Raw genomic sequence first — 12,158 nt, forward strand, 5'->3', positions numbered from 1 at the left:
TGAAAATCCTTTTACCCACACAAATTAGAAACAACACAAACATACTTAAACCGCTTTAAATAGCGGTTTTTTTATGCCTAAAGGAAAATAAATAGTGTCCTTTAAGGTTATTTACTTTGATTTATATCCTATAAAATGGAACAATCCATAGTGTAGATATCGACATAAAGACTAATCAAAATGACCTCTTCTCCGTCAAGCCATAGTAACAATTTAGATACTATTCGAACAGAGATTATTCGAACCTCTTTTTCAAACTTTCGACAGAAATTTTCTATTCAAAACAACTTGTTTTCATGCGTTCCTGGAATTAATTCAGAATTAGCTTCAAAGCTCTATGAACAAATCTCCCCTATCAGCTTAACTGAATACGATATAACACAAAAAAAACAACGGACGCACGTAGCAACACCATTAATTTTCATTGTTGATGCTTTAAAACACTTTGAAAAAATGCACGAAATATTGATTGATGATGAGCTTATTGAAAACAAGGATGAAATTTCAAATAGCTGGAATGAGATAAAAGAGGTCACAAGTATAGCCTTACCTTTCTTTGAAAAGCAGTCTGAAACATACCCCTTTTTGAGTAGCGAAAAATTTATTCAAGCTATCCAACATAACTTCTCAAAACCGATTGATTCTGTTGAAATCGAAACCCAAATCCGACGATCAATTCATGGAATGAAAACTAAACAATTTGTTTACCTTTCTTTGATTGAACCAATTATTCACAATCCTTCAGAAGAAAAACAGCAATACATTCACGACTTGATGACACTAAAGGCAATCATATTCAATGCCTTTTTTTACCAACCTTTTTATTGCAATTTTAACCATTCTATCTCGAGTGCCCTGTGTAGTGGTAAAGTGAAATTGGCCACCTAAATAGAGATGCTAAAATGCATCTCATATAAAAGGTGACCGAAGATGACAAAAACAAGACCAACATTTTCAGCCGAGTTTAAACTCGAATCAGCCCAACTGGTTGTTGACCAAGGCTACACACTAAATGAAGCCGCAAAAGCCATGGGCGTGGGCTTATCCACCATGGGTAAGTGGGTGAAGCAACTTAAAGATGAGCGCCGTGGCATTGCCCCAAAAGGCAGCGCACTTACACCCGAGCAGATTGAAATCCAACAATTAAAAAAGCGGATTAAGTACCTCGAAGAGGAAAAAGACATATTAAAAAAGGCTACCGCGCTCTTGATGTCGGACTCGTTCAACAGTTCGAGATAATCAAAAAGCTTCAAGAGCGCCATTCGGTGCAGCGATTATGCCAGGTGTTTAACGTGTACCGCAGTAGCTTTAAAGCCTGGCGAAGCCGCCCAAAGCGCATCAAGCCAAAGTTGGTAAAAGAGTTGGCGATGGTGCGCCGAATTCATGCTGAAAGCAACGGTTCAGCCGGTGCGCGAACGATAGCATTAGTGGCCACAGAGCGTGCTATTCCTCTTAGTCGTTATCGTGCTCAAAGATTGATGGGAAAACTTGGCTTAGTCAGTTGCCAGTTACCTAAACATAGCTACAAAAAAGCCACACAAGAACATATTTGTATTCCAAACAGTCTTGATCGCCAGTTCGACCCGGCGCGCCCGAATCAAGTCTGGGTCGGGGATGTAACCTATATCTGGGCAGGTAACCGCTGGTCGTATTTAGCGGTGGTATTGGATTTATATGCCAGAAAAGTAATCGGTTGGGCGATGTCTTATTCACCCGATAGTGAGTTGACTGCAAAAGCCTTAACCATGGCGTTTGAATTACGAGGCAAGCCAGACGGCTTGTTATTCCACTCAGATCAAGGCAGTCACTACACGAGCACTAAGTACCGCCAACTATTATGGCGTTACCAGATAAAACAAAGCCTCAGTCGTCGCGGTAATTGCTGGGATAACAGCCCGATGGAACGCTTCTTTAGAAGCTTGAAAACCGAATGGGTGCCGACGTTGGGTTACAAAAGTTTAGCTGAAGCACGCAATCATGTAACCAGTTACATAATCGGCTATTACAGCCAAGTGAGGCCTCATGCATTTAATGATGGCAAAACGCCAAACAAAGCTGAGGAAATTTATTGGGCAAATTGCTCTAAATCGGTGGCCAAAAAAACTTGACCACTACAGATGTAGGTATGTTCGAAATGTCTCTAAATCAGAAAAGTCAAAATAGTAATGGGGAGTCGAATAACGCCTAAAGAGTTCTTCTATCGATTCTCGTGAGGGTTTATTCTCAACTATCATATAAACGGGCTGCCCAGATTCTACACAATGATCGAGCTCAATGTTATCTTTAAAACCAGTATAAAAAACATTGTCTGTATGATTCATAGCCGCTCATTTGCGATAAACAAAAAGATTCGTGGTAACACCTCTTCAAACAGTGGTTTTATTAATAAGATTTCGTATTTGATTTACCAAAAATTATATACAAGACAATAAAACATGTAGCTAATGAAGAAGCCATTACTACGATGCCTAACAAGAATGTGGTAGTCATTACACCTCCCTTTTACTAAAGCATGCCATCTATTAAATTATACCATTAATAACTAAATGACCAATAACTAAGGAATTAGTACATTAGTTGCTCTCTCCTTTGAAGATACAAAAGGAATGATAATTGAATCGCCACTAATTTACTAGACACTTCTTAGCCATTTTATAATGGTCAAAAAAAGAGGTGCTAAATGAGCAGTCAACGATACCCTGAATAATTTAAAATTGAAGCAGTAAAACAGATTGTCGAACGAGGTTATCCGGTTTCGGAAGTCTCCAACCGATTAGGAGTGACCACGCATAGTCTTTATGTCTGGGTTAAAAAGTATGGTCCTGATAAGGATAAGCATCAGGCTAAAGTAGATGAACAAGCCGAGTTAAAGCGTCTTCGCAAAGAGCTGGCTCGAGTGACGGAAGAGCGAGACCTTTTAAAAAAGGCGGCGGCATACTTCGCAAGAGAGTCCGATTGAGGTATGCCTTTATTCGAGAGAATGCAAAAGGACAATCCATCCGGCGATTGTGTGTGCTATTTAATGTTCATCCCAGTGGTTACTATGCTTGGCTAAATAAACCTGTATCGAAAAGCCAAAAGTGCAACCAACGTCAGACAGGGTTGATAAAACAGTTTTGGCTCGAATCTGGTGGTGTATATGGCTATCGGAAGATATTTTCCGATATGCTTGAGCATGGTGAGTCTATTGGGATTAACCGTGTTCACAAGCTCATGTATCACGCTGGATTAAAGGCGCAGGTAGGTTATAGAAAACCAAGGCAGAGATCAGAAGCGGAAAACATTATTGTTCCGAATCGACTGAACCGGGAATTTAATTCGCAAGCGCCTAATCAATCATGGGTTACTGATATTACGTATATCAGAACGCACGAAGGCTGGTTGTATTTAGCAGTAATCGTTGACCTGTTTTCAAGACGGGTGATTGGTTGGTCGATGAAGCCCAGAATCACAAAGGACTTGGTTCTAGGTGCGCTGCTTATGCGATATGGAAACGAAGCCCGACACAGAAGGTAATCGTGCATTCCGACCAAGGCAGTCAATATACCAGTCATGACTGGAGTCACTTTTTAAAGTTTCATGGACTGGAAGCCAGTATGAGCAGACGCGGAAATTGTCACGACAATGCGGTTGCAGAGAGCTTCTTTCAGTTGTTGAAGCGAGAACGCGTCAAGCGAAAGATATATAAAAATCGAAATGAGGCACGCCAAGACATTTTTGATTACATCGAAATGTTTTACAATCCCAAACGACGTCACTCTTCGAACAATCAACTCTCACCGGTTGAATACGAGAAGCAGTACGAAATGAGGCTAAAAAGTCTCTAGGATTTTAGTGGCGATTCAAATCTCTTAACTACTGGGCCACTTCATCTGAAATCGTTGATTTAGACTCAATATTCTGAGAAGCTAGAACTTATCTAGCCTCTTACAGTCTTACAATTCCTATAGATAATTTTTTCGGGCTTTCCCAGCTAATGAAAGCGCGCAAAAGCACGCTTTGTCTATGTTATTTGACTATTATTTTATTACTTTATTCTTACTATGTAATATTCGATAAAGTGCTGGCAGCACAAACAACGTTAAGATGGTTGAGGAAATGATTCCCCCAATGACCACGGTGGCAAGAGGTCGTTGAACCTCTGAACCAATCCCTGTATTTAACGCCATTGGAATAAACCCTAATGCGGCCACTAAGGCAGTTGTGAGTACTGGACGTAGTCGAGCTAAAGCACCATTAATAATGGCATCATCCAAAACCGAACCTCTTTTACGTAAATCTTTAATAAAAGACACCATAACCAAGCCATTTAGAATGGCGATACCCGATAGAGCAATAAAGCCAACGGCAGCCGAAATAGAGAATGGAATACCTGCTATATGTAAAGCAATCACCCCACCTGTTAAAGCTAGCGGCACACCAGTAAAAATAATGGCGGCATCTTTTATGGAGTTTAAGGCCCAAAATAGCAGCGCTAAAATCATGACAAGTGTCAGAGGGACAACAACAGATAGTCTTTCAGATGCCGATTGTAGCTTCTGATAGGTTCCACCATATTCCACCCAATATCCGGCTGGTAAATCAACAGATTGATTGATTGTGGCTTCAATTTCTTTTACAAAAGAGCCTAAATCACGTCCTCTTACATTGGCTGTTACCACCACGCTGCGTTTACTGTTTTCCCTTTTAATTTGGTTGTAACCTTCAACCAGCTCTATATGTGCCAGCTCTTGTAAAGGTACCACCTCTTTATTGGGAAGTTGAATGGGCAGATAGGCTAAACCATCAATATCCGTTCTTAGGTTTTCAGGTAACCTCACGACAATATCAAAGTTACGATCACCTTCATAGAATCGTCCAGATTGCTGGCCTCCCAAAGCAATGGAAAGCTGGTCTTGAAGCTGTTTGATGCTTAAACCATACTGGTTAAGTTTATCAATCTTAGGGTTGAAGGTTAAGATTGGCAAACCCGTGGTTTTTTCAGCTTGTAAATCGGCCATGCCTGGTACGTTTTCAATGGCACGTTCAATTTCTTTACCTAGTTCCCCTAAACGATCAAAGTCGTCACCAAATACTTTGATGGCAAGCTCTGCTCGCACACCCGATAGCAGTTCGTTAAAACGCATCTGAATAGGTTGCAAGAACTCATAACGGTTACCCGGTACCGGCTCAACCAGTGCGGCTAGTTCATCAACAATTTGCTGTTTTTCTTTAGACGGATCAGGCCACTGATCACGTGGTTTCAGAATAATGAAATTATCCGCTACGCTCGGTGGCATAGGGTCGGTTGCTACGTCTGGCGTACCAATTTTGGCAAACACACGCTCAACCTCTGGTAGTTCTTTAATTTTTTCTTCAAGCAGTTTTTGCATGGCGACCGATTGGCTCAGCGAAGTACCCGGAATACGCAAGGCATGCATGGCAATATCGCCTTCATCTAAGTTAGGTACAAATTCGCTGCCTAGCTTGGTAGCTTGATAACCTGAAAAAGACACTAAAGCGATGGCAAACACCACAATAAGCCATCTTGCTTTAATCGCAAAGTGCAATAAAGGTTTATAGGCCTTATTGGCAGAGCTCATAATGATGTTGTGTTTGATCTCAACAGGCTTTTTAAAGAATACCGCTACACACGCAGGCACAAAGGTAATAGACAGTAACATCGCCGAGGCTAATGCCATCACAACGGTGGTAGCCATTGGGTGGAACATCTTGCCTTCAACACCGGTTAAGGCAAAGATAGGCAAGTACACAGCGGTGATAATAAATACCCCGAACAGTGCCGGTCTAATCACTTCTTGTGTGGCGCTGAAGACTATGTCAAAACGGGTTTTTAAATCCAGCGTTTTTTTATGAACACTGGCTAGACTTAACCGTCTTAAACAGTTTTCGACAATAATTATGGCACCATCAACCAGCAGACCGAAGTCAAGCGCCCCTAGACTCATTAAATTAGCACTGACTTTGGTTTGTACCATGCCGCTGATAGTCATTAACATAGCGATAGGAATGACGGCGGCGGTAATGATGGCTGCACGGATATTGCCTAATAGTAAGAACAGGATAACGATGACTAAAAGCGCGCCTTCAAATAGGTTCTTTTTAACGGTATCTAAGGTTTTATTGACCAAATTAATACGGTTGTAAGTTTCGGTTAAGGTAACTCCGTCAGGCAATGATGCCTTAATGACTTCTAGTTTTTTCGAAACCGCTTCGGCCACCGTTAGACTGTTTTCACCAATTAACATTAATACGGTGCTTAATACCACTTCACGACCATTTTGTGTTGATGCACCGGTTCTGAGTTCTTTACCAGCGGTAACATTGGCGACATCTTTGACTTGGATGTAGGCTCCAGAATCATTTTGTATAACAATATTGGCCAGTGCATCCATGCTGGTCAATTGTCCAGGTACACGCATTAACCATTGTGCACCATTCTTTTCAATAAACCCTAAACCACGGTTGTCATTGTTCATTTCAATGGCTTTAACCACTTGAGCCTGGCTTAAGCCATAAGCAAGCAATTTATCAGGCATAATCTCAACGAGAATTTCTTTTTTGTAACCGCCACTTGGGTTCACTTCGACCACGCCAGGCACTTTTAAAAGTTGTGGACGAATAATCCAGTCGTGAACGGTACGTAAGTCCATCGGTGTAATAGCTGAACCATCTGGGTTTTTAGCCCCGGGTTCGGCATCGACTGTAAACATCACAATCTCACCTAGGCCTGTTGAAATAGGGCCTAACTCAGGCACTAAATTATCGGGTATAGTCGACTTTACGTTGGCCAGCTTTTGATTGATTAACTGGCGTGCAAAGTAGATGTCCGTACCATCTTCAAATATGGCGGTTATCTGCGATAAGCCATAACGAGAAATGGATCGGGTTTGCACCATATTGGGGGTGCCAGAGAGTACGGTTTCAATTGGGAATGAAATACGTTGCTCTACTTCTAAAGGTGTGTAGCCTGGTGCTTCAGTGTTGATAACGACTTGTACATTGGTTATGTCGGGCACGGCATCAACGGGAAGTTTGGTGGCATTCCAAATTCCCAATGCAATCAGCAGTAAGACAGCTCCAAGGACCATTCCACTGCGTTGTATGGAAAATTTTAAAATAAAATTAAGCATTTTGTTTCCTTAGTGATCGTGTGAAGCGCCAGACTTTTCAATGTCGGCTTTGATGATATAGCTGTTCTGAGTAACGTATTCGGTACCGGCTTTTAAACCGCCGAGCACTTCTACCCAGTTACCTGATACACGTCCAAGTTCAAGCATACGAACCTCGTACTCTTCACCTATTTTTGCAAACACAACTTTGAAATCTCTAAAGCTTTGGATTGCCTTACGTTTTACCGCTAAAGGTACGGTAAAGGTGGCCACTTCAATATCCCCTTTTACAAACATACCAGGTGAAAGTTTGCCAGCCTGATTGTTGACACGAACACGGACAACTCGGGCTTGGTTGTTTAAAACTTGACGATCAATTTGCGTCACCGAACCGGTAAAGGTTTGATTGATATTGTTCATTGATAAGCTGACATTTAACCCTGGTTTGATGAGGTTTGTTTGAGCGGGAAAGACCAATAATTCGGCGGTTAATTCGTCTTGGTTTTCAATTTGAAGCAAGTCTTTACCTTGAGTTCGCTCGCCTATAGCCACATTCACTTGAGTCACGTAGCCGTTGATGGGAGAAGTGACGTTGTAAGACTTTAAGCTTTCATTACTTTCAACGGTTAACAAACGTTGGCCTTTTTTGACTTTTTGACCAAGATGGACATAGACCTTTTTAATGATGCCGTCAAAACGTGCTGAGATATGTGCAGTCTTACCTGGCACAACTGCTAGCTTGCCGTAAGTTGGAACACTTTGTTTTAATACGGCACTGGATGCTATTTCCGTTTTAATTTCCATCGCTTCTGCAATGTCGGCTTTGATTTTTACTCGGCCTTCAAAATTATCGTAATGCCATTCATAGGTTTTGCCCTGGTAGGTTGCTTGAAGAGTGACCTCAAAAGAGTGAGGCTCATAGATTTCCATATCTCCACGCAAAAAATCGTCTTGCACGGTAAAATTGATATTATCTTCCACGCCACCCAAGCGAGATAAAGTGACGTTTAAAGACACCTCTTTTGGATCCACGGGTTGACCCTCTAAAGTCACCCAAGTTCTGAATTCTGGTGGCACGCCTTTTTCGAAAATAGACAGCTCAACCACAAAATCACCGTCTTTTAGTAAACGGCCACCATGAACGCCTTTTTCTGGTTCAGTGTGTTCGCTCTCAGCGGATTCATTATGACCACTTTCAGCCATGACGTTATAAGGCGTACCCAGTATGAGTAAGCTTGCAATAAGCCCAGTACGTAATGTATAAAAAATGTTATTCATGATTATTTTCTCTCTTCAATTCGGGTTAACTGCATGCCAGTTAGCTTTTCAAGCGCAATCATTTTTAGGTGCATCATCAAATTGGCGTCTATCAGTTTAGACTGAGCTTTTAATAAATCTCTTTGTACTGAGTTAAGCTCCATATAACTGTATTTACCTTGTAAGTAGATACGGTTTGCTTCATTTAACGCTTTTTGTAAGCTAGGAATAATGCGCTCTTGCAATGCTTCTTGCGTATGCAGAGAATGTTTTAGCTCTTGGTAGAGTACAAATAATTGTGTTTCAACTTGCTTTTTAAGCGCGGTAAACTCAGACTGGTTTTGGTTTTGTTGTGCGGTTAAAGCGGCAATAAAACCTTGGTTTCTATTACGCTGCATAATTGGTACGCTTACACCTGCAATTAAGCCAAAATCGCCCGATGATTGCAGGCGTTTAACTCCTGCTGAGACTTGCCATAAACCTTTAGATTGTTCTTCAGCTAAATCGATTTTGGTTTGTGCAATGCCTTTTAATACCATGAACCTTTTCAGCGCAGGTGAAGTTTCAAGCTTTTGCTCTAACTGCGCTAAACTCAGTAAATTGGGTTGACTTTGCAGTGAACCGTTTAGGGTGAGCGAGTTGGGATTCGTTTCACCCCATTGTGCAACAAGCATTCGTTTAGCGGACTTGATTTCATGGAGAACGTCTTCTTGTTGCAGTAAGGCGGTTTCAAGCTCGGATTGTGCTCTTAATAAGTCGGTTTCGGAGGTTTTACCAGCCTGCACGCGTCGCTTGATTTGCGCTTTGGTTTGGCTTAACTGTTTTACCGATTGTTGTGCAATGGTTAATTTTTCTTGTAGAGCCAGGGTATGTAAAAAATATTGAGCGGTTTGAGCCGCTACATTAATTTTATTCATTTGCTGCTCAATCTCAATAATCTCTTTTTTAGAGCTTTCGACACTGACTCGTTTACTGATAATATCTTTATCGAGTACCCAGCTTATGCTTAGAGAAGACTGTGAATTATCTAAGCCTTGCATTGCACCGGTTCCGAGCATGTCTTCTAAAGAGAGCGACACTTTAGTAGGTGCAGAAACGCCCGCTTGAATTTGCATGCCTTGTTGAGCGTTAAACTGGTATTGATACTGGTTTAAGCTTGGATGGTTCGCAAGTGTTTTGTTAATCGCCGTCGTTAAATCGACCAATTCAGTTGGCTGCGTTTGTGCCAAGCTCGCAAATGAGGTTAACGATAAAGAGAGCAGGGTGGCCGCACTCAATAGTCGCTTAACGGTGGTTTTATTATGTAATCTATATGGGGTATGAAATAACATCGATACAATCCATTTATTGGAACACTTTAGTCACTATGGCTGAAGCGTTCGGGTTTTTATAGGCTGTGAGGCTAACAGAGTCTTATTTACCTGAGTAGTTTGCGGCAATGTAATGACCGTCTAAACTGAAGAATAAATAGAGGGTTTGTTTTTTTGGATCGTCGATTTTGCCATTCTTGAATGCAATAACCCACTCTAAGTCATCTCTAAACTGCTTTTTAACTGCATTATGGGCTTTTACATTTTTCCAAGAAATATCAATGATGCCTGCTGAAGCTAATTGATTTACTTTCCCTGTTGCTTTATTAATCACTTCTTTATTCGAAATGGAACCATGAGAATGACTGTGTCCACCGTCTGGACTGTGAGAATGTCCTCCACTGGCCACTGCATAAGTAGTAATAAATAGTGATAAAAATAGTGTTGTGATTAAATTTTTCATAAAAATTCCTTAGTATTATTCGATTGTTTCGTGATGCTCTTGTGCATCATGTGAGTGTGAACCATCATCGTGTGAACCATCATCGTGTGAATGATCCGAGCAACCTGTTAAGGCAATAAAGAGTAAGCCTGTTATTAACGTTACAAATATTTTAGGCATCTTAAGCTTCCTTTTATTCAATGCTGTCATGCTGCGAGTTTTTAATAACCTGGGCGGCTCGCTCTTCATCCATTTTGATATGCTCATGGATATGATTGTCAGAGCTAAAGCCAAATTCATCTGGGTTAGTGATATGAGAATACCCATGCATTTGCATTATGAATAGAAACAAACCGGCAAATATCAGTCCGTAATTGGAGATAAGGCTAAAAGGTTCAAATAGTGTTGATCTGCGAAATAAAGCCATTACAAGTAACATGATTGTTAACGCTATAACTTGGCCAAGTTCAATGCCGATATTGAAAGAAATAATATTCATCAATAAAGTATCTTGGTTTAAAGGCAGTTGCTGTAGGCGGGTAGAGAGTCCAAGGCCATGAATTAAACCTAAACCGATAATCATTAACAGTAAGTTTGGTGGCTTAATACCTAGATACTTCTTGAATCCATCAAGGTTGGCAAAGGCGATATAGCAAATGCTTAAAGCAATAATTGCATCAATTAAAAAGTAATTGACTTGAATGCCATTAAATGTGGCATAGATAAGCGTGACACTGTGACCCAGCGTAAACGCGGTAATGTATTTAATAATGTCTTTGAACTTAGTTAAAAAAAAGATAATACCGAATATGAACAATAAATGATCATAACCTGACAGCATATGGGTTGCTCCAATCCACAGGTAGCTTAGATTGCCGCCATCGATAATCGTTTGTTTTTCGGCTTCTGACATACCATGTCCAAAAGCCTGGCCAACTACCAGCATTACAAGTACGGCTAGTAACCATCGTGATTTTTTAAACAAAAATAGCATATTTTTTCTCAATAACAATTTATTCAAGGTGTTGTAATACCTTGATAAGGTTAAATATATTTTAGATGTGTGGAACTGTTACGAGAAATAAGGAGGCGCGCGAGGATTGGCGACTGACCGTTCGAGGCGATGGTAAAAGAGATTATCTGTTAAAGGGCGTTCAAACCTGACGGTTTGTACACGGGTATATTGTTGAAAATAACTTGGAACCGTTGCTTGATCAGGTGTGTTATGTTTTCCTGGTGGGGGATTGAGCTGATTATCCAGGTCAATAGTATTAAAATCATTTGCTAGATGAAATGGCTCTATTGTATCGGAATGAGGGGTTGTTAAATTGTGGGCGTGACCTTCCAATTCATGGTAGTGAATTTCATCATGTGTATGGCTTTCTGCTAAATGAATATGTACAGAAGCCCATTGCATAGTGATAAAAGCAATGATAAAGGTAAAAAGAAGAGGGAAGTGTTGTCGTAATTTGATCACGTATTTGTTCAGTTAACTTGTTTTGTTTTTACAATTATACTCAATTTATATTTACTATTGATTAAAACTGTTTAGAGGGTTTAATTAAACCATTACAATTTGATACCTAGTTTTCCGAGAGCCCATATCATTAAAAAATAAACGACGGCTGTCATGCTTATAGCAATCATTAAACTAAGATAGAAGTTAATCTCTTTTTTTAGAAGAATGGGTAAAGTAACAAACAATGTGAGAGATGGAATGACAAGCCACACAATGCTGATTGATAGTTCCGATACCTTTTGAATATCTTTAGTATCAATATAAAGCCAGGTCATTGCTAAAACAGACACAAGAGGGATGGATGCAAGAATGCCTCCTATTAAGCTGCTACGTTTTGCCACTTCAGATATCACAACGATCAGTATTACTGTTATGGATATTTTTAATAAATAATAAGGCATTAATATCACTCTTATATAAGGGGGTGCAGGAAGTTTGCATTAAAATTATACAATCATTAGAGAAGCGCTTTATGAACAGAAACCGATATCCAGATGAATTTAAACTTGAAGCGGATC

The 12,158-nt window shown here is 40.4% G+C and carries 9 protein-coding genes and 1 pseudogene; 3 read left to right on the top strand and 7 right to left on the bottom strand.

Annotated elements, in window-relative coordinates:
- The first annotated feature begins 180 nt into the window (after positions 1 to 180).
- The 3 genes and pseudogenes from GHNINEIG_RS10920 (at position 181) to GHNINEIG_RS10930 (ending at position 3,827) form a co-directional block, all read left to right on the top strand.
- Complete coding sequence (locus GHNINEIG_RS10920; protein ID WP_189636885.1) at positions 181 to 888, top strand: hypothetical protein; 708 nt, start codon at positions 181 to 183, stop codon at positions 886 to 888.
- A gap of 42 nt (positions 889 to 930) precedes the next feature.
- A protein-coding gene (locus GHNINEIG_RS10925) for an IS3 family transposase (protein WP_135796681.1) occupies positions 931 to 2,108 on the top strand; the annotation gives its coding sequence in 2 pieces (ribosomal slippage) (positions 931 to 1,195 and positions 1,195 to 2,108; 1,179 coding nt in all).
- 605 nt (positions 2,109 to 2,713) lie between these two features.
- Positions 2,714 to 3,827, top strand: a pseudogene (locus tag GHNINEIG_RS10930) (IS3 family transposase).
- Between the two features lie 192 nt (positions 3,828 to 4,019).
- Here the strand turns inward: GHNINEIG_RS10930 and GHNINEIG_RS10935 are convergent.
- The 7 genes from GHNINEIG_RS10935 to GHNINEIG_RS10965 all read right to left on the bottom strand — a co-directional run bounded on the left by GHNINEIG_RS10935 (position 4,020) and on the right by GHNINEIG_RS10965 (position 12,041).
- Positions 4,020 to 7,133: an efflux RND transporter permease subunit gene (locus GHNINEIG_RS10935; RefSeq protein WP_135796682.1), complete on the bottom strand. Its 3,114-nt coding sequence runs from the start codon at positions 7,131 to 7,133 to the stop codon at positions 4,020 to 4,022.
- A gap of 9 nt (positions 7,134 to 7,142) precedes the next feature.
- Positions 7,143 to 8,390 (bottom strand): efflux RND transporter periplasmic adaptor subunit, encoded by a 1,248-nt coding sequence (locus GHNINEIG_RS10940; RefSeq protein WP_135796683.1) that lies wholly within the window; start codon positions 8,388 to 8,390, stop codon positions 7,143 to 7,145.
- Between the two features lie 2 nt (positions 8,391 to 8,392).
- Positions 8,393 to 9,700 carry a TolC family protein gene (locus GHNINEIG_RS10945; protein ID WP_135796684.1) on the bottom strand — a complete coding sequence of 436 codons (1,308 nt, stop codon included), beginning with the start codon at positions 9,698 to 9,700 and terminating at the stop codon, positions 8,393 to 8,395.
- An 82-nt stretch (positions 9,701 to 9,782) separates the two neighbouring features.
- Positions 9,783 to 10,142 (bottom strand): DUF6488 family protein, encoded by a 360-nt coding sequence (locus tag GHNINEIG_RS10950; protein WP_135796685.1) that lies wholly within the window; start codon positions 10,140 to 10,142, stop codon positions 9,783 to 9,785.
- A 172-nt stretch (positions 10,143 to 10,314) separates the two neighbouring features.
- A complete protein-coding gene (locus GHNINEIG_RS10955) occupies positions 10,315 to 11,034 on the bottom strand; it encodes a HupE/UreJ family protein (protein ID WP_223260888.1) in 720 nt (239 codons plus the stop codon).
- A 159-nt stretch (positions 11,035 to 11,193) separates the two neighbouring features.
- A complete protein-coding gene (locus tag GHNINEIG_RS10960) occupies positions 11,194 to 11,538 on the bottom strand; it encodes a hypothetical protein (protein WP_145963192.1) in 345 nt (114 codons plus the stop codon).
- Positions 11,539 to 11,690: 152 nt separating this feature from the next.
- On the bottom strand, positions 11,691 to 12,041 hold the full coding sequence (locus tag GHNINEIG_RS10965) for a DUF3147 family protein (protein ID WP_135796687.1): 351 nt from the start codon (positions 12,039 to 12,041) through the stop codon (positions 11,691 to 11,693).
- Positions 12,042 to 12,158 lie beyond the last annotated feature (117 nt).

Source organism: Hydrogenovibrio crunogenus (assembly GCF_004786015.1).
Lineage (GTDB): Bacteria > Pseudomonadota > Gammaproteobacteria > Thiomicrospirales > Thiomicrospiraceae > Hydrogenovibrio > Hydrogenovibrio crunogenus.